Source organism: Methylomonas sp. LW13, assembly GCF_016865255.1.
In the GTDB taxonomy this organism is placed as follows: domain Bacteria; phylum Pseudomonadota; class Gammaproteobacteria; order Methylococcales; family Methylomonadaceae; genus Methylomonas.
Genome location: NZ_CP033381.1, coordinates 4,909,303 through 4,928,666, shown reverse-complemented (window position 1 = coordinate 4,928,666; position 19,364 = coordinate 4,909,303). Strand labels below are relative to the sequence as shown.

Below are 19,364 nucleotides of genomic sequence, written 5' to 3'. Positions count from 1 at the left end.
TTTGGCTTAGTTTGTCGATGCCTGATAGCGTACTGAGAAATTGTTCATGGCTGCCAGAGCCTCTTGAATATGGTTTGGGTCAGAAAACTCAAACGCATTCACGCCCACCCGCGCCAAATAAAATACCTGATCAGGCAGATAATCGCCGACGGCTCTAATTTCCCCTTGATAGCCGTCGCGGCTCCTTAGTAAGCGTGCTTGCGAAAAAAGCCTACCATCGCCGAATATCGGAAAATTAAGTTCTATCACGCCAATTTTGCTTAAGTCGTTAGTCAGCGGTTCAATTTGATCGCTGGGAATGAGCCGAACGCCGGTTTGGCTGGAGCGTTTGAGTAGTTGTTCTTTATCTGTCAGCCAACGCGCTAATGTGACTGTAATGTCACCATTTTCTGGTAACGGATTGTCGTCGGCAACAAAAGTCCAGGTGTTTTCTACCAACTGTCGATCTTTAATGATTTGCATAAACTCTTTCTTTGAATGGTTCCAGGCCAACACGCTTGACGGTCTCTAAAAATGCTTCGTCTTCAAGGCGTTGCTTGATGTAAACGTCTAATATCGTTGTGATGGTCGAGGTGATTTGGTCTTTGGGAACTGATGGTCCCAGGCGTTCGCCTATCGCTGCTTCGTTTTCAGAAGAGCCGCCCAAGGTGATTTGATACCACTCCTCACCATGTTTATCGACGCCCAGAATGCCGATGTGGCCGACACTTTGATGGGCGCAGCCGTTCATGCAGCCAGACATATTAATTTTGATGTCGCCGATGTCGTGTATGTAATCCAAATCATCCAATGCTTCGTTGAGTTCCTTTGCTACGCCAATAGAGCCGGCATTGGCCAGCGAGCAAAAATCCAGGCCCGGGCAACAGATCATGTCGGTGACGGTGCCGATGTTGGGTGTAGCCAATTTGATGGCGTTTAGTTGCTGCCATACTGTAAACAGGTCGGCTTGTTTCACGTCAGCCAAGACCAAATTCTGTCTATGAGTGCTTCTAATTTCGCCAAAGCTGAATTGGTCAGCCAAATCGGCTACCGCTTCAAGCTGTTTATCAGTCATGTCGCCAGGAGGAGAATCCGGGGCTTTTAGTGAAACGTAGACGCCGCGATAGCCGGCGATTTTGTGTTCGACGGTATTGTATTTAAACCATTTTGCAAAATCGGTGTTGTCGGCCAACTGCGCGGTCAGGGCGTTGTCATCCGCAGCGCTGGGATCGTAAGCGGGTGGTAAAAACTGCGCTTTGATTTCCTCAATGCGTTCGTTGCTCAGGATCATATCTTCCTTAATGCGCAGCCATTCCTTTTCGACCATGGCGGTAAACTTCTCCAATCCGGTTTCTTTGACCAGGATTTTGATGCGCGCTTTATACTTGTTGTCGCGTCTGCCGAACAGGTTGTAGACTCGCAGGATCGCTTCCAAATAAGAAAGCAGATGTTGTTTTTCCAGAAAAGGTCTAACGGTTTGGCCAATGATGGGGGTTCTACCCAGACCGCCGCCGGCCAAAATTCTGAAGCCGATTTCACCAGCTTCGTTTTTAACCAAATAGACGCCAATATCATGAAATTGCACGGCGGCCCGATCATGCGTAGCGCCGCTAACGGCGATCTTGAATTTACGTGGTAAAAAGGCAAATTCCGGATGAAGGGTTGTCCATTGGCGAATGATTTCGCAATACGGACGCGGATCTTCGATTTCGTCCTTGCAAATGCCGGCTAAGGGGTCGGAGGTTGTATTTCTCAGACAATTGCCGCTGGTTTGAATGGCGTGCATTTGCACGGTCGCCAGTTCGGCGAGCAGGTCGGGTACTCGACTAAGTTCCGGCCAGTTGTATTGCACGTTTTGGCGGGTCGTAAAATGGCAATAGCCGCGATCATAGTCGCGAGCTACCGATGCCAGTTTGCGTAATTGCTTGGACGAAAGCAGTCCGTAAGGTACTGCGACACGGAGCATCGGCGCATGGGTTTGCACGTACAAACCGTTCATCAGCCGCAAGGCTCTAAATTGGTCGGGGCCGAGTTCGCCGCTTAAAAAGCGTTGGGTTTGACCGCGAAACTCATTGACGCGCTCTTCGATAAGTGTTTGATCTTGCTTGTTATATTGATACATTTAAAGGCGATGCTTGGTTTACATACTATTTTGCTAGGTATCTGAATAATATACTGGCCGGGATTAAATGACAAAGAATATTGTATGGTGATAACATGCCCGGTTAGTTTTTTCCGCTTTCAATAATGACTAAAACATAGAGGATAAAGGGGGCTATCTTGTTGCGCTTACTGTTAATTTTGGCCGGCTTGCTGTTTTTGCCGGAAATCGCCATGGCTGAAGAGTTTCATAACCTGGGCTTAACCGGAACCGAGCGGGGCATTTATACCGTTCTGATCTTTTTGGTGGCCTATGGATTTGTGATGGCAGAAGAGTTTACGCATTTGCGTAAATCCAAGCCGGTTATCTTTGCCGCTGCCGTGATTTGGGGGCATGTGGCGATATTGGCTCAAGAGGCCGGTGTTTCCGGTGAAGAACTGCATAAAGCTTTCGAACATGATTTGAAAGAGTACGCAGAGTTGATGTTGTTCTTGCTGGTGGCGATGACCTATATCAACACCATGGCGGAACGTAATGTGTTTGAAGCGCTACGCTCCTGGTTGATTCGTAAACAATTTGGCTACAAGCAATTGTTCTGGATCACCGGCATCATTACCTTCTTCCTGTCTTCGGTTGCTGACAACCTGACTTCTGCGCTGTTGGTCGGCGCCGTGGTGATGGCCGTGGGTGCGGATAACGAAAAATTCGTCTCTATCGGTTTCGTCAACTTGGTGATCGCGGCAAATGCCGGTGGCGCGTTTTGCCCATTCGGTGACATCACGACCTTGATGGTATGGCAAGCTGGTTATGCTGAGTTTTTCGATTTCTTCAAGTTGTTCATTCCCTCTGTCGTCAATTTCGTCGTGCCCGCCTTCTTCATGGCGCAAGCGATTCCAAGTGGTCAGCCAAAAGCAACCAACGAGGCCGCTGTTGAATTGAAGCCCGGTGGTTGGGTGGTTTGTGGTTTGTTCGGCGTTACCATCGGTTTGGCCGTCAGCTTCAAACAATTTCTGCATTTGCCACCGTTCATGGGCATGATGGCAGGGTTGTCCATATTGATGTTATTCATCTACTACATAAAGATGCGCTTCGCCTCAGCTGATGCGGTGCATCTTGATGTATTTGATCGCGTAAAGGAAGCTGAATGGGATACGTTGCTGTTCTTCTTTGGTGTGGTCTTCGCGGTAGGCGGCTTGGGTTATATCGGTTACCTGGAATTGTTGTCCGGCGCGATGTACGACGGCTTGGGTCAAACCACCGCCAACATCCTGGTCGGTATAATTTCAGCAATAGTTGATAACATCCCGGTGATGTTCGCGGTACTGAATATGAATCTGGATATGGATTTGTATCAATGGTTGTTGGTGACATTGACTGCCGGTGTGGGTGGTTCATTGTTCTCGGTGGGTTCTGCGGCAGGCGTAGCGTTGATGGGGCAATCCAATCACAAATACACCTTCTTCAGTCACTTGAAATGGACGCCGGTTATCGCTGCAGGCTATGCGGCGAGTATCGTTACCCACTATCTGATAAACGGTTAATTCGTCGATTTTTGATAGAACTGCAATAAAGTAAGGGAAGGCGCGTGACAAAGACTATTAATAGTTGGCGTAGCGCTTTCTCTATTTTTACGCATTGGCGTGTTCTGAGTGTGGTATTTCTCGGTTTCAGCCGGACTTCCTTTCTAGTCGGTTTCTTCGCCTGTATCGGTTTGGCTGGCCGATGGACAGGATTATCTTTTGGTTATAGGCTTTTTTACTCTGGTGGGTGTAGGGCCTTACTCGATTAAAGTACTATTCCTGCATGAGCACGCCGACGCACGTCCCCCCTAATTCGGCTCAGAAGCCGTCGCCCGCAACCCAATCAACCCCCGTTGTGCGCAGCAAGCGCTCCGCTTTGGAAGTGATGCATGAGCTCAAGCAGCCCAAGGTGGCCGTCATGTTGGCGCTGGGCTTTGCCTCGGGCCTGCCCTTCCTGCTGACAGCCAATACCTTCGGCTACTGGCTGCGGGATGACGGCACGAGCCTGATTGCCATCGGCTTCATGTCCTGGGTTGGCTTTGCGTACGCCTTTAAGGTTTACTGGTCGCCGCTGGTGGATCATATCGATGTGCCGCTGCTGGGCCGTCTGGGGCGTCGTCGCGGTTGGATGCTGCTGTGCCAAATTTTGATCGCCATCGGTCTGCTGGGTATGGCCGCTGTCGGGACGGCAGGCGGGCTGGCGGCTATTGGTGCCTTCGCGTTGTTGACGGCCTTCGCGTCAGCCACGCAGGACATCGCCATCGACGCTTGGCGAATCGAATCCGCGTCCGACGACGCCGACGTGGGGTTGATGACTTCGGCGGCGCAGGTCGGATACCGTGTCGCTCTCATTATTACCGACGCCTTGATCATTGCTGCGGCGGCCCGTGTCGGGTGGAGCATGTCGTACGTTGTCATGGCGGTGTTGATGGCACTTTGCACCGTAGCAACCCTATGTGCCTCTGAGCCAACCCGCGCTGATGTGGTGCGGCGCCAGAAGTCTCCGCTATGGACCTTGCGCGGCCTCGCCGATGCGATCATCGGCCCGTTCATCGACTTTTTCGTCAATCACAAGGTTGCAGGGCTGCTTATGCTGCTGATGGTGGCGCTCTATCGCCTGCCTGATTTCGTGATGGGGCCAATGTACAACCCGTATTATCATGATCTCGGGCTTTCCAAGGATACGGTGGCCTGGGTGCGAGGTTCGTTCGGGCTGGTTGCCACCTTTTTCGGTATTGCCTCGGCGGGTCTCAGTGCCGTGCGATCCGGCCTGTTACCAACCCTGATCGCGGGACTTGTGTTCGAGGGATTTGGCACGGCGGCATTCGCCTTACTCAGCGTCAACGCAGACACAGCGATTTTCGCCGCAGTCATGACGCTCGACGCTTTTGCCCAGTCCTTCGCGGGCGTCGCCTTGGTAATTTATATGTCGAGCCTGACCAGTTTGGGCTACACCGCCACTCAGTACGCCATGCTGTCGTCAACTTACGCCTTGCTTGGCAAATTCCTGAAAGGATTCTCCGGGGTTGCGGTCGAAACGCTCACGCCCATATACGGGTTACCCGGAGCCTATGCTACTGCGTTTGTGGCTACTGGCCTGACCGCGGTGCCGCCGCTGCTGCTATTGCTGCTGCTTTGGCGCATGCAGAACATCAAGCGATAGTCCTTGTGACTAAAGTATTGATAGCCCCCTGATTTGATAGCAAATTACACGAAATGTTTAGTAGGCTTTTAGAAGCGCTATCTTGTTCTTAGCGTCTGTTCGTGATGCCGGTTCAATCCGGCACTGCCTGCTGGGGTTTTAATATGTTATTGATGCCGACTGGTGATTAGCGGTGATGGTCTGAGGCGCTAAGTTAGTGTTTAATACTGTTTTTTGTGTTGCAGATTGCTTGCCGAGATCGTATCATAAGCAGTTCTCTATCAAGTATGTAGCCCGGAACGGGTATGTGAGCGCTATGAAACCAGAAATACATCCAGAATATAAACAAATTACCGTTACTTGCGGGTGCGGCAATACTTTTCAAACCGGTTCTGTGCTGGCTTCTGATTTACACATTGAGGTGTGTTCTTCTTGCCATCCGTTTTATACCGGTAAACAACGCGTCGTTGATACATCGGGCCGTGTTGATAAATTCCGCAAAAAATTCGGAAAATAATAGTTTTCGAGAAGTCTTGTTCGGCCGTCGGTTAACTGGCGGCCAGATTCTTCCCAGTTATACGAAGTGTTTTAAAATAGCGCTTCTTCTGCAAATAATTCATCCTCTTCGGGTTCTTCAGTTTTCGGTGCCGATTTTGCCGTTGGTAAGGTTTCTTCGCTGAAATATTCCCAAATGCCTCCCCTCGCTTCTTGATCTAACAATAACCCGTCTGCTGGGTTGATGTAAGCCTGGACTATCCCAGCTGGTTGCGTTAATGGTTTTTCCGGGAAGTTTTGTTGTACGGCCTTCATGAATTTAATCCACATCGGTAAGGCTGCTTTTCCGCCAGTCTCGCCATGCCCAAGCGGTAATGAATTATCGAAGCCTATCCATGCAGAGGCCACTATATCGGTAGCAAAACCATTAAACCAAGCGTCTCTCTGTTCGTTCGTGGTGCCTGTTTTACCCGCCAAATCGTTACGGCCCAATTGTTTGGCCTGAGTTGCCGTACCGCGCTGTACAACATCTCTTAGCAGGCTGTTTGCCAGGAAATTGATTTTTGCTGAAATAGCGCGCGGCGCGCGGTTTGGTGGCGGCGGGTCTTGGTCGGGGCAATCGGCACACGCCAGGGGTGGGTTGGCCTGGAATAACAGGTTACCTTTGTGATCTTCGATGCGTTCGATGAGGTAGGGTTTTACCAAAAAGCCGCCATTGGCAAATACGGCATAGGCCGACGCCATGCGCAACGGTGAGGCGTAGCCGCTACCTAAGGCCAGAGACAGTGTGCCGGGTAATTGTTCTTTATCGAAACCAAAGCGCATGGCTGTATCGATTGCCTGAGGTATTCCGATTTCCTGCAGCAATCGCACTGAGACCAGATTGATCGATTCCCGGAGCGCAACCCGCAATGATGTCGGACCCAGAAAGCGGCGGCTATAGTTTTCCGGACGCCAGTCGTTTTCTTGCGAAGGGTCCTCGATTACGATGGGCGCGTCATTAATGATGCTGGCCGCGGTGAAGCCTTTCTCCAGGGCGGCAGTATAAATAACAGGCTTGAATCCCGAGCCCGGTTGGCGTTTGGACTGTGTAGCCCTGTTATATTTGCTGTGATAAAAATCAAAGCCGCCGCATAGTGCCAGAATCGCGCCATTGTTAGGATTGAGTGCTACGAAAGCAGCCTCAGCTCCCGGAATCTGCGTCAGCGCCCATTCGTCTTTTGCTAATTCTCTAACCCAGATGATGTCGTTCGGTTTAAGAAAAGCCTTGGCGGAGCCAATATTTTTTTCCGGATAAGGTCTTGCCCATTCAATATTTTTCCAGGCGATGACAATCTGTGTGTTGTCATAAAGTCTTGCGGTAACCCCGGAATCGGCCACTGCTGTTATCAGGGCTTGCCGAGTGTCTCCGATAACATTGTCGGTCAGTTGAGCGCCGCCTTTTTGTGTATTTTTATGTGGAAAACCGCGATAGCCGTGGCGCTCGTCATATTCATGCAAGGTTTTTTGCAAAGCGTCTTCTGCGGCTAACTGAAATTGGCTAGGGACGGTGGTGAAAATTTTCAAACCCAAGGTATAGGCTGTCTCGCCATACTTGGACATAACTTCTTGCCTAACCATTTCCGCGATGTGTGGCGATTGTAGCTCGACATTTATCGGCTGAATCTCCGCATTATCAACTGCTTGCACAGCAATTTCGTAATCGTGCTGGCTTATGTAGTTTAGATCCAGCATTCGGCGCAACACGTAGTTCCGTCGCTCTATAGCGCGCTGAGGATTGGCTATGGGATTGTAAATGGACGGCGCTTTCGGCAGGCCGGCAATCATCGCTTGTTGATGCAGAGTTAACTCGGAAATATCTTTACCGTAGTAGGTTTGTGCGGCTGCTGCTACGCCATAGGCGCGTTGGCCCATATAAATTTTGTTCAAATAAAGATCCATAATCTGATCTTTGGAATATTGCCGCTCTATTTTCAGTGCAAGAATGATTTCTTTGAGCTTACGCAAATAAGTTCTTTCGTTACTCAGCAGAAAATTGCGGGCAACTTGCATGGTGATGGTACTGCCGCCTTGTCTTTTTTTGCCGGTAAGGGCTAGCTGGCCGACGGCTCGCAGCAGACCTTTGAAATCGACGCCGTTGTGTTTGTAAAAGCGGTCGTCTTCCGCAGCGATAAACGCCTTGATCAATTGCGGCGGAACTTGCTCAATGTTGATCGGGATTCGGCGCTTCTCGCCAAACTGAGCTATCAATAGCTTGTCTTGGCTGTAGATGTTCAACGGCATTTGATATTGAACATGTTGTAACTGGTCGATGTCCGGCAGTTCCTTATCGAGTTCGATTAGGAAAAAATAAGTGGCGATCAGAAATGTGCCGATAAAAGCGAAAAAGAAGAAGGCCAGCCACTTAAAAAGTGTCTTGATCAGAGACTTGGGTTTGGGAACTTTCTTAATGGGCACTGAAATTCAAACGCACTGCTAAAATACAAATTGCCGGTCAAAATAAACCCTTTTGATAATAGGAACAACCTAAAGTTACTTATAAAGTGGTTTATCTAAGAGGATGAAATTAAAAAAACCTACTATACTTCTGACCCATGTGGGTTCTGCACCTCGTCTGAGCATGCTTGAGCCAAATTCAATCATATTCGATCTAAAAAGGGTTCATTCATGAGCTGGTTGAGCAGGAATCCGTCGGCTGTGCTGGGTGTGGATATTAGTACAGCTGCGGTTAAATTGTTGGAATTGAGCCGGGTCGGTGCTCGTTACCGGGTAGAAAGTTACTCGGTGGCGCCCTTACCTCAAGATGCGATAGTCGATAAGAACATCACCAATATAGAGCAAATCGGCGCGGTAATAAAAGCGGCGGTCAAGCAATCCGGTACTCGCGCAAAGCAGGCGAGCGTTGCGGTTGCGGGTTCGTCGGTGATGACCAAAATCATTTCGATGCCCGCCTCCTTGTCTGATAGGGACATGGAGGAGCAGATCATGGTAGAAGCGGATCAGTACATTCCTTATTCGCTGGACGAAGTCAATCTCGATTTCGAAGTCCAGGGCATCACCAAAAATAACCCGGATATGGTTGATGTGTTGCTGGCGGCTTCTCGACGGGAAAACATTGAAGACAGGGTGGCTGCGCTGGCCTATGCCGGCCTGAAGGCTGTCGTCGTCGATGTGGAAGCTTTCGCGATGGAAAATGCGTTTTCCTTGTTGGCGGATCAGTTACCGGAAGGTGCCGGCAATATGACTGTTGCGATTGCCGACATTGGCGCAACCATGACCTCTCTGAACATTCTGCATGAAGGTAAAACTGTTTATACCCGGGAGCAGGGCTTTGGCGGAAAACAGCTAACTGAAGAGATTCAGCGCCGCTATGGCCTGTCGTATGAAGAAGCCGGTTTGGCCAAGAAGCACGGCGGCTTGCCGGATAATTACGTCACGGATGTGCTGGAGCCCTTCAAAAAAGCCATGTTGCAGCAAATCGCCAGATCGTTGCAATTCTTTGTTTCCTCTAGCGCCAATCGCGGCGTCGATGCCTTGGTACTTGCCGGTGGTTGCGCGTCAATCGCGGGTTTGGACAAATTGGTGGAACGCGACCTCGGCATCCCGTCTTACATTGCCAATCCATTTATCAATATGGCGCTTTCTAATCGGGTCAAACCGCAAAGTCTGAGCAACGATACGCCTGCGATGATGATAGCGTGCGGTTTAGCGCTAAGGAGTTTCGATTAATGGCAAGAATTAATTTACTCCCCTGGCGAGAAGAGCTGCGTAAAAAAAAGCAGCAGGATTTTGTGGCGGGTATTGGTGCCGGTATTTTGGTGACAGCACTGATTTTGGTCGTGGTCTATATGTATATCGAAGGGATCAAAGAGTATCAGACCCGCAGAAACACGCTACTACAAAACGAAATAGCCATCTTGGATAAGCGAATTCAAGAAATCAAAGAAATCGAAGATAAGAAAAACCGGTTATTGACCAAAATTGAAGTCATCCAAAAGTTGCAGGAAAGCCGTCCCGAGGTGGTGCATTTATTCGATGAATTGGCCAAAACCACGCCGGATGGTATTTACCTGACGAAGTTTGCCCAGGCAGGAGCGGTTTTGACGCTGGATGGGAAGGCGGAATCGAATGCGCGGGTGTCCGCTTATATGCGAGCTATCGATAACTCGCCGTGGATGAATACCTCGGTACTGACTGTTATCAAGGGCGAGGGTAAGAAGGATGGGCAGATGAATGACTTCACCCTAACTGCCAAGCAAGGTAAGAAGGTCGATAAGCCTCAACCAGGAGCCGTCAAATGAATTTGTCTGAAATCAATTGGGACATTAATTCGGCGGGCAGCTGGCCAACGCCACTAAAAATCATCGTCATTCTTATGTTTGCGGTATTAACAGCGGCGGCTGGCATTTACTTTGTGACGGTGCCGCAGTTGGATGAATTGGATGTGCTTGAAAAACAAGAAGAGAGTTTGAAAAGTGCGTTTGAAGTTAAGCAAAAAAAGGCTGTCAATCTCCAGGATTACCGCGATCAGCTGGATCAAATCGAAGCGTCGCTAGGTGAGATGTTGAAGCAGATGCCTACCAAAGCTGAAGTTGCCAGCTTGTTGGTTGATATTTCCCAAACCGGATTGGCAAGTGGCCTAGAGTTTAAATTGTTCCAACCCAGTACTGAAATTAACAGAGAGTTTTATTCTGAATTACCAATTGGTATCCATGTCGTCGGGAAGTATGAAGAGCTGGGATTATTTGTCAGCGGTTTAGCTTCCCTACCCCGGATTGTGACGGTGCACGATGTGGTCATGACGCCGATGGGTAAAGAAGGCAAAGATGGTATGAGCATGACGGCAACGATAAAAACCTATAACGAGGGCGAAACAGCGCAAGCCGCTGGCGGACCGGCTGCTAAGAAAAGGAGAGGGCAATGAGGTGCGTCGGTGTGAAAGTGTTTCCGACCCTGCCGATGTTGAGTTTGCTTTTGGTTGGGATGGTCGGATGCGGTGGCGACGATGTCAGCGATTTGACCAAATATATTGAAGAGGTAAAAGCTCGTCCCAAGGCCGCTATCGAACCCTTGCCTGAAATTAAAGTGGTTGAATCGTTTATATTCAAGCCCGATGGATTGAGGGATCCGTTTAGGTCAATTGAAAGAAAAGATGACGATAGCAATGTCGACGTCTCCGGTATCAACGGTATTAGACCTGATATAGAACGCCGGAAGGAAGAGTTGGAAGCCTACCCTCTGGACAGTCTGCGCATGGTTGGAACGCTACGTAACGACAAAGGCTATTGGGGTTTGGTAAGAGCTAGAGATGGGACTATCCACCGCGTACAGGTTGGGCATCACATGGGGCAAAATTACGGCAAGATACTGCGTATTCTTGACGACAAAATAGAGCTAATGGAAATCGTACCTGATAAACCGGGCACTTGGCGCGAACAACAGTCTTCACTAGCATTGGCCGATGAAAAAGGGTTATAGAAATGAGTATTAAACAAAATAAAAATGGATGGAAAGTGGCCGGCTTCGGTTTCTGGTGTTCAGTGTTGCTGAGTTGTTTTGTGCATGTTGCGCTGGTGCACGCCGACGACGGAGCGATAAACAACTTAGAGTTTTCCACCTTGGCCGGAAACCAAGTGCAAGTGCAACTGGAAATGGATGGTCCGATAGTGGAGCCGAAAATCTTCCAGACCGATAACCCTTCCAGAATCGCATTGGACTTTGCCGGCGTAAAAAGTAATCTGGCAAAAAAAAGCTTTCCAATCAATCAAGGTGCGGCAGGCACGGTATATGTGGTCGAGGCTTCGGGGCGGACTCGGGTTATTATCAATTTGGTAGAAAAAGTGCCTTACGAAACCAAAATCGAGGGCAATAAATTTTATGTGGTGTTGAAGTCCAGCGGGACCGTTGCTGCGGTAAACCGAGCCGTACAGCAAGCGCCTGTCGCGAAGGATTCGGTGATTAGTAAATTTTTGCCGGAACAAAACATAAAAAGTATTGATTTTCGACGCGGGCCAAACGGTGAGGGACGTTTGCTACTGGGTTTATCTGCGGCAAATACTGTCGTGGACGCTAAACAAAATGCCGGTAAAGTGGTTTTAAGTTTCCTAAACACCAAGTTGCCGGAGTCTTTAGTTAAAAGTTTTGACGTATCCGATTTTGCGACACCTGTACAAAAAATCGAAGCCTCTCCCAGAGGCGATAGCGTCAACATTGTCATAACACCCAACAATGGTAATTACGATTACTCGTCCTATCAGTCCGATAATTTATTGACGGTTGAGTTTCGGCCGTTGACACCGGCGGAAAAAGAAGCGCAGCAAAAAGAAAAATTCCCGTATATCGGCAATAAGTTGTCATTGAATTTTCAAGATATCGAAGTGCGTTCGGTGTTGCAAATTCTGGCCGACTTTACCGAGCTGAATATCATTGCTGCTGATTCGGTCGCGGGCAATGTCACGCTTAGATTAAACGATGTACCTTGGGATCAGGCTTTGGAGTTGATTTTAAAATCCAAAGGCTTGGCAAAAAGACAGAACGGCAATGTGGTGATGGTGGCGCCGGTTGCTGAGATCATGAAAATCGAGCAGGAGGAGCTGGATTCGAAAAAAATATTCGAAGAGTTGGAACCGTTAAAAACCGAAAATATTCAGATCAATTATGCAAAAGCAGGGGAGATTTGCGGTGTATTAATGGGGGTGGGGAATAGCTCGCAAGGTGGTCAGTCCGGTGCAGGTGCAAGCAGTGGCGGAGGTGGTGGTTGCGGCGGTGGTAGTGGTAGTTCCGTCGCGTCGCAACAGGCCGGTTCCGGCCAGAATAGCCAAGGTGGCGGTCCAGCAAGTATGCGATTGCTATCGCCACGCGGTACGGCGATTGTCGATGCCAGAACCAATACGCTGATTGTCAAGGATACGGCAAAGGCTATGGAAGATGTACGCAGAATGATCAAACTATTGGACGTGCCTGTGCGCCAAGTGTTGATCGAATCGCGAATCGTCATAGCGGATACTTCGTTTGCGCAGAACTTGGGTACCAAATTTGGGGTGGCTCATAAAGCCGACGTAAATAGCGGAACGCAATACGGAATGACGGCCAGTGGTGCGGAAACTAGCGAAAATTCGCAAATTCTGTCGGATTTGGGATCTGCATTGGCAGCTTCTAGCGGAGGTGCTTTGGCCTTGACCTTGGCACGCGGAGCGGATTATCTTTTGAACCTTGAGATCAGTGCATTGCAAGACGATGGTAAAGGCGAGTTGGTGTCCAATCCGCGGGTAATGACTAGCGACATGGTGCAAGCTTCAATCAAACAAGGTGTGCAGATTCCGTATCAAACCCAAAGCCAGGCGACTGGTCCGGTGACGGAGCTGGTCGATGCGGTGTTGGAGCTGAATGTCACGCCGCAGATTACGCCAAGCGGCAGTGTTATCATGCTGCTCGACATCAAAAAAGATTCGCCGGGAACACCTTTGGCTACAGGCGGTAACGCAACGGTACCTATCGATACCCGGCAGTTGAAAACCAAAGTTCAAGTTGAAGATGGCGAGACGGTAGTGTTGGGCGGCATCTATGAGTCGACTGTTCAGGAATCTTACAATACTGTGCCTTGGGTGTCGGATTTACCGGTGATTGGCTGGATGTTCAAGAAAAGTGTAAAAAACGATACCAAAAAAGAGTTGTTGGTGTTTATTACGCCTAAAGTGGTGAAAGAGTCGATGACGATAAAGTGAGTCTTCGTCTGGCCTAGCGACAAAAAGGGGCTTCATGCCCCTTTTTTTGTGGCTTGCCGAGATTGGTTGGCTGTCTTGCGTTCGTTCTTTTAAGCTGTCGGCTATGCTATATTCCGCATTCACCCGATAATCGTTACGAACATGACGACAAACAAAATTTTAACTCTAGTTCTTTGGGCGCTGTTGCTGCAAGCCTGCGGTCAAACCGGGCCCTTATATATGCCGGATAGCCCGCCGCCAATTTACGTACCGAAACAAGATAAATAAGCCATGGATTTTTTTAATTATCGGCAACACGAGCTGTTTGCCGAAAGCATTCCTGTTGACAAAATTGCCGAAAACTACGGTACTCCCTGCTATGTCTATTCGCGCGCGACCTTGGAGAGGCATTGGCAAGCCTTCGATCAAGGCTTTGCCGGGCACCCGCACCTTATTTGTTATGCCGTAAAAGCCAATTCAAATATTGCGATTCTCAACGTGCTGGCGCGACTTGGGTCTGGGTTCGACATCGTGTCGCTTGGCGAAATGCAGCGCGTGCTAGCTGCGGGCGGCAGTCCTGACAAAATTGTGTTTTCCGGTGTCGGTAAACGCGAGGACGAAATCTTAGCTGCGCTGAAAATAGGTATACGCTGTTTTAATGTTGAAGTCAGTGGCGAACTTGATCGGATCAACCGATTAGCCGGTGAGCTGGGTGTTATTGCTCCCGTGTCTTTCCGGGTCAATCCGGATGTTGATGCTAAGACGCATCCCTATATTTCCACCGGCTTGAAAGAAAATAAATTCGGGATCGATATCAAGCAAGCCATTCATGAATATCGGCGCGCCGCGCAGATGCCGAATATCCAAATAGTCGGTATCGATTGCCATATTGGCTCTCAATTAACTGAAACAGTGCCGTTTTTGGATGCATTGGATAGGGTGTTGGCGTTAGTCGATGAGCTGAAAGAGGAAGGTATTGAATTGCACCATCTCGATTTAGGAGGCGGGCTGGGTATTTGTTATCGCGATGAGCACCCACCGCAACCTTCTGAATATATTTCAGCCCTGCTGCAGCGTTTGGCGGGACGGAGCTTTGAAATTCTATTGGAGCCGGGGCGCGCCATCGTCGGCAATGCGGGAATATTGTTAACCAGAGTGGAATACCTCAAGCCAACGGAGAATAAAAATTTTGCTATTGTGGATGCGGCCATGAATGATCTAGTCCGGCCGGCTTTATACGGGGCGTGGCAGGCAATCATTCCGGCGAATACCGAAAGCGATCAGTCCGAGTTGGATTGGGACATCGTGGGGCCGGTGTGCGAGACAGGTGACTTTCTGGGTAAAGCGCGGTCGTTAAAGTTGAAACAAGGCGATTTATTGGCGGTTCGTTCAGCGGGAGCCTACGGGTTTACGATGAGTTCAAACTATAACTCGAGGCCACGAGCGGCGGAGGTAATGGTGGATGGCGATAAAACGCATCTTATTCGATCCCGAGAAACTCTGGAGCAACTATGGGTTGGCGAGCAGCTTTTACCTGAGTAGCGATGATGATTAATTTCACCAAAATGCAGGGCTTGGGCAATGATTTTGTCGTGATCGACGCTATAAACCAGCCAATACAATTGACGACCGAACAGATTCGATTTTTGGCGGATCGCCATTTTGGCGTGGGCTGCGATCAATTGTTATTGGTGGAAAAGCCGGTTAGCGATAACGCCGAGTTTAAATACCGGATTTTCAATGCTGACGGTAGCGAGGTTGCGCAATGTGGAAACGGTGCGCGTTGCTTCGCACGCTTTGTGCGCGACAAAGGATTAAGTAATAAAGACGAAATTATTGTTGATACAGACGCGAGACAACTGACGCTTCGATTCGATGCGGGCGGTTTGATCACCGTTGACATGGGAGTTCCCGCACTGGAGCCTGAGCAAATACCGCTAAAGGTTTCCGAACAGTCCACGTTATATAAAGTGACTTTGGCGGACACAGAAGTTGCATTCGCAGCTGTTTCTATGGGGAATCCTCATGCGGTTATCCAGGTTGATGATGTAATCAGCGCGCCAGTTTCATCTATCGGCGCTAGGTTGGAGAGTCATGAGCTGTTTCCGGAGCGAGCTAATATTGGTTTCATGCAAATTGTTAATCGTCGACAAATCAAGTTGCGAGTTTACGAGCGTGGCGCAGCCGAAACGCTGGCTTGTGGCAGCGGGGCTTGCGCTGCTGTTGTGGCCGGTATCGAGCAAGGTTTGTTGGAGCAGGATGTTCAGGTTCAACTGCCTGGCGGGGAATTAATCGTTAGCTGGCTTGGTAGTGGTCATCCTGTCATGATGACGGGGGCCGCGACTACGGTATTCGAAGGACAAATAAAGTTATGAGCAGTGAACCAAAAGTCTTATTGACCGAAGCCCTCGTTAAGGCCTATCTGCAAGAACATCCCGAGTTTTTCCAAAATCATTTGGATTTGCTGGAGAAGATGCATATCCCACATCCCAGTGGTAATGCAATATCGCTAATATCCAAGCAACTTGAAATTTTTCGGGCGAAGCATCAGGAGCAAGAAAATCAATTGACCGCGTTGATCGATATTGCCCGGGAAAATGACGCTTCGTTCAATCGCATGCATGAGTTGACTCTGGCCATGTTGGAAGCAAATACCCTGGAGGACGCGGTAGCAAATTTAAGTGAGGTGTTGGTTGAATGTTTTTTCACTGATTTCGTATCCATTAAAATCATTAAAGAACAACCGCTCTCGCCTATCAGTAATTTATTCGTTGGGGCTGATGATGCTAACTTGAAGCATTTTTCCAATGAATTAACCACAAACCAGCCGAAATGCGGTCGGCCGACCTTAGCGCAAGCGAGGTTTTTGTTTGGCGACGTGGCCGCGGAAGTTCGCTCGTGTGCGATCATTCCTATGGTGTTTACGCAGCTTGATGGGCTGTTGGCGATCGGCAGTCGCGATGAGTCGCGCTTTCACTATAGTATGGGCAGCATATTTCTCACTCAAATGAGTGAGATTATCGGGACTCGTTTTATATCATTGCTACACCAAACGGATTGATTGTCATGCATACCGAAGCGGATGAGGCATTGCTGCAGTATTTTCGCTATTTGGTTTCGGAAAAGCGCGTTGCAGATCATACGTCAACAAACTACCAAAGGGATTTAAAACGTTTTCAAAGTTTTTGCTCTAGGCAAGAGCTCATGTTTTGGCAGCAAGTTCAGGATCGTGATGTACGGAATTATATTGCCGGGCGTCATAAAAACGGTATCGGTAGCAAGACGATTCAGCGCGAACTCGCTGCTTTACGCAGTTTTTATCGATTTTTACTCAAAGCCAAGCAAGTGGAGCATAACCCTGCCCAGCATGTGCAAGCGCCCAAAGTTTCAAAAAGGTTGCCACATGTTTTGGATGTCGATCAGGTTGTGGGGATGTTAAATGCGACGCCGGATTCGATTTTGGAAATCCGCGATTTGGCGATGTTTGAATTGTTTTACTCATCTGGGTTGCGACTGAGCGAGTTGGTAATGCTTGATTTGTCAGACATCAATCTTAGCGAAGGCTTTTTGAGGGTGCGGTTTGGTAAAGGCGGCAAGCAAAGGCAATTGCCGGTTGGTAGTAAAGCACTTGATGCGCTTAAGGTTTGGCTGGCAAGTCGGCCTGAGGGGGAGTGGCAGGCAGTGTTTGTTTCCCTGAAGGGGCTTCGATTATCTCAAAGAAGCGTGCAACTTAGATTGGATCGTTGGGGCAAAAAAAAAGGAATAGCCGAGCACCTTCATCCTCATATGTTGAGGCATTCGTTCGCAAGCCATTTGCTTGAAGCCAGTAAAGATATTAGGGCTGTGCAAGAGTTGTTAGGGCATAGCAATATATCGACTACTCAGATATACACGCACCTGGATTTTCAACATTTAGCGGCTGTTTATGATCAAGCACATCCGCGCTCGCGCAAGGGTTGAAGGCTGTTGAATAAAAAAGTTCTTGACGCGAGGATGATGGGTGATTAGAATGAGCGGCTCTTCACTGCTCTGGCTTTTAAGTTTTAGCGGTGAAGCGGTCGACTTGGTTCGGCGGGTTTGAGGTTGTTGATTGGCGGGTTTGTTTTTTTGGTTTCGGTTTTTGAAATGACTTAAAAATAAATTTGACAAACACTGAAAACGCTGTAGAATATGTCGGCTCAACAGGGCGAAATGCTCTGGCTCTTTAACAAACGAAATCGAAATAATTTGTGTGGGTATGTGTAGCGACTATGTGCCGTTAGAAATAGTCGACACAGAAACCACGTCAATTCGCAAGAAAAGATGTTCTGTAGTCGAGCCAAGATTGGTCACTAATCTTATTTAGTGGCAAGTTAAAATTAAACTGAAGAGTTTGATCATGGCTCAGATTGAACGCTGGCGGTATGCTTAACACATGCAAGTCGAACGGTAGCAGGCCTTCGGGCGCTGACGAGTGGCGGACGGGTGAGTAATGCATAGGAATCTGCCTATTAGTGGGGGACAACGTGGGGAAACTCACGCTAATACCGCATACGCCCTACGGGGGAAAGCTGGGGACCTTCGGGCCTGGCGCTAATAGATGAGCCTATGTCGGATTAGCTAGTTGGTGGGGTAAAGGCCTACCAAGGCGACGATCCGTAGCTGGTCTGAGAGGATGATCAGCCACACTGGGACTGAGACACGGCCCAGACTCCTACGGGAGGCAGCAGTGGGGAATATTGGACAATGGGCGAAAGCCTGATCCAGCAATACCGCGTGTGTGAAGAAGGCCTGAGGGTTGTAAAGCACTTTCAATAGGAAGGAATACCTATCGGTTAATACCCGGTAGACTGACATTACCTATACAAGAAGCACCGGCTAACTCCGTGCCAGCAGCCGCGGTAATACGGAGGGTGCAAGCGTTAATCGGAATTACTGGGCGTAAAGCGTGCGTAGGCGGTTGTTTAAGTCAGATGTGAAAGCCCTGGGCTTAACCTGGGAACTGCATTTGATACTGGGCAACTAGAGTTTAGTAGAGGGGAGTGGAATTTCAGGTGTAGCGGTGAAATGCGTAGAGATCTGAAGGAACACCAGTGGCGAAGGCGGCTCCCTGGACTAAAACTGACGCTGAGGTACGAAAGCGTGGGTAGCAAACAGGATTAGATACCCTGGTAGTCCACGCCGTAAACGATGTCAACTAACTGTTGGGTTCTTAAAGAACTTAGTAGTGGAGCTAACGTATTAAGTTGACCGCCTGGGGAGTACGGCCGCAAGGCTAAAACTCAAATGAATTGACGGGGGCCCGCACAAGCGGTGGAGCATGTGGTTTAATTCGATGCAACGCGAAGAACCTTACCTACCCTTGACATCCAGAGAATCTGTTAGAGATAGCGGAGTGCCTTCGGGAACTCTGAGACAGGTGCTGCATGGCTGTCGTCAGCTCGTGTTGTGAAATGTTGGGTTAAGTCCCGTAACGAGCGCAACCCTTATCCTTAGTTGCCAGCGGGTCATGCCGGGAACTCTAGGGAGACTGCCGGTGATAAACCGGAGGAAGGTGGGGACGACGTCAAGTCATCATGGCCCTTATGGGTAGGGCTACACACGTGCTACAATGGCCGGTACAGAGGGCTGCGAACTCGCGAGAGTAAGCGAATCCCAAAAAGCCGGTCCCAGTCCGGATCGCAGTCTGCAACTCGACTGCGTGAAGTCGGAATCGCTAGTAATCGCGGATCAGAATGCCGCGGTGAATACGTTCCCGGGCCTTGTACACACCGCCCGTCACACCATGGGAGTGGGTTGCAAAAGAAGTAGGTAGTTTAACCTTCGGGAGGGCGCTTACCACTTTGTGATTCATGACTGGGGTGAAGTCGTAACAAGGTAGCCCTAGGGGAACCTGGGGCTGGATCACCTCCTTACAAAGACGGCACACCGTTACACGTACTCAC

General features: G+C 49.2%; 16 protein-coding genes and 1 rRNA gene. 14 read left to right on the top strand and 3 right to left on the bottom strand.

Annotated features, from left to right (window positions below; genetic code table 11):
* Positions 1-6: 6 nt before the first annotated feature.
* Positions 7-462: a DUF934 domain-containing protein gene (locus JL719_RS22445; RefSeq protein WP_033156777.1), complete on the bottom strand. Its 456-nt coding sequence runs from the start codon at positions 460-462 to the stop codon at positions 7-9.
* Positions 449-2,101, bottom strand: a complete 1,653-nt coding sequence (locus JL719_RS22440) for a nitrite/sulfite reductase (protein ID WP_033156776.1) — start codon at positions 2,099-2,101, stop codon at positions 449-451. Before JL719_RS22440 ends, JL719_RS22445 begins: the two co-directional genes overlap by 14 nt.
* A 212-nt stretch (positions 2,102-2,313) precedes the next feature.
* Between JL719_RS22440 and nhaD the strand changes: the two genes are divergently transcribed.
* The 3 genes from nhaD to rpmE all read left to right on the top strand — a co-directional run bounded on the left by nhaD (position 2,314) and on the right by rpmE (position 5,759).
* Positions 2,314-3,621 carry a sodium:proton antiporter NhaD gene (gene nhaD / locus JL719_RS22435; protein ID WP_225587310.1) on the top strand — a complete coding sequence of 436 codons (1,308 nt, stop codon included), beginning with the start codon at positions 2,314-2,316 and terminating at the stop codon, positions 3,619-3,621.
* Between the two features lie 262 nt (positions 3,622-3,883).
* Complete coding sequence (locus tag JL719_RS22430) at positions 3,884-5,263, top strand: AmpG family muropeptide MFS transporter (protein ID WP_084153288.1); 1,380 nt, start codon at positions 3,884-3,886, stop codon at positions 5,261-5,263.
* 295 nt (positions 5,264-5,558) lie between these two features.
* Positions 5,559-5,759 carry a 50S ribosomal protein L31 gene (rpmE, locus tag JL719_RS22425; RefSeq protein ID WP_081607938.1) on the top strand — a complete coding sequence of 67 codons (201 nt, stop codon included), beginning with the start codon at positions 5,559-5,561 and terminating at the stop codon, positions 5,757-5,759.
* Between the two features lie 71 nt (positions 5,760-5,830).
* On the opposite strand, the gene JL719_RS22420 is transcribed toward rpmE, so the two are convergent.
* Positions 5,831-8,194: a penicillin-binding protein 1A gene (locus JL719_RS22420; protein WP_033156773.1), complete on the bottom strand. Its 2,364-nt coding sequence runs from the start codon at positions 8,192-8,194 to the stop codon at positions 5,831-5,833.
* Between the two features lie 210 nt (positions 8,195-8,404).
* Between JL719_RS22420 and pilM the strand changes: the two genes are divergently transcribed.
* The 11 genes from pilM to JL719_RS22365 all read left to right on the top strand — a co-directional run bounded on the left by pilM (position 8,405) and on the right by JL719_RS22365 (position 19,334).
* Positions 8,405-9,466, top strand: coding sequence for a pilus assembly protein PilM (gene pilM / locus JL719_RS22415; protein ID WP_020483743.1), 1,062 nt, complete (start codon positions 8,405-8,407; stop codon positions 9,464-9,466).
* The gene (locus JL719_RS22410) at positions 9,466-10,038 is read left to right on the top strand and encodes a PilN domain-containing protein (RefSeq protein ID WP_033156772.1); all 573 of its coding nucleotides are present in this window, start codon (positions 9,466-9,468) and stop codon (positions 10,036-10,038) included. Before pilM ends, JL719_RS22410 begins: the two co-directional genes overlap by 1 nt.
* Positions 10,035-10,661, top strand: a complete 627-nt coding sequence (pilO, locus tag JL719_RS22405) for a type IV pilus inner membrane component PilO (RefSeq protein WP_033156771.1) — start codon at positions 10,035-10,037, stop codon at positions 10,659-10,661. The genes JL719_RS22410 and pilO overlap by 4 nt, the downstream gene beginning before the upstream one ends.
* Entirely contained in the window at positions 10,658-11,215 is a 558-nt protein-coding gene (locus JL719_RS22400) for a pilus assembly protein PilP (protein ID WP_084153287.1), read from the top strand. The genes pilO and JL719_RS22400 overlap by 4 nt, the downstream gene beginning before the upstream one ends.
* 2 nt (positions 11,216-11,217) lie before the next feature.
* On the top strand, positions 11,218-13,461 hold the full coding sequence (gene pilQ / locus JL719_RS22395; protein WP_033156770.1) for a type IV pilus secretin PilQ: 2,244 nt from the start codon (positions 11,218-11,220) through the stop codon (positions 13,459-13,461).
* A 141-nt stretch (positions 13,462-13,602) separates the two neighbouring features.
* Complete coding sequence (gene lptM, locus JL719_RS22390) at positions 13,603-13,728, top strand: LPS translocon maturation chaperone LptM (RefSeq protein WP_084153286.1); 126 nt, start codon at positions 13,603-13,605, stop codon at positions 13,726-13,728.
* 3 nt (positions 13,729-13,731) lie between these two features.
* Entirely contained in the window at positions 13,732-14,982 is a 1,251-nt protein-coding gene (gene lysA, locus JL719_RS22385; RefSeq protein ID WP_033156769.1) for a diaminopimelate decarboxylase, read from the top strand.
* A gap of 5 nt (positions 14,983-14,987) precedes the next feature.
* Positions 14,988-15,815 (top strand): diaminopimelate epimerase, encoded by an 828-nt coding sequence (gene dapF, locus JL719_RS22380; RefSeq protein ID WP_033156985.1) that lies wholly within the window; start codon positions 14,988-14,990, stop codon positions 15,813-15,815.
* Positions 15,812-16,501 (top strand): DUF484 family protein, encoded by a 690-nt coding sequence (locus tag JL719_RS22375; RefSeq protein WP_033156768.1) that lies wholly within the window; start codon positions 15,812-15,814, stop codon positions 16,499-16,501. Before dapF ends, JL719_RS22375 begins: the two co-directional genes overlap by 4 nt.
* A 5-nt stretch (positions 16,502-16,506) precedes the next feature.
* Entirely contained in the window at positions 16,507-17,400 is an 894-nt protein-coding gene (gene xerC, locus JL719_RS22370; protein ID WP_033156984.1) for a tyrosine recombinase XerC, read from the top strand.
* 400 nt (positions 17,401-17,800) lie between these two features.
* Positions 17,801-19,334: ribosomal RNA gene (locus JL719_RS22365) — 16S ribosomal RNA — on the top strand.
* Positions 19,335-19,364: the final 30 nt, after the last annotated feature.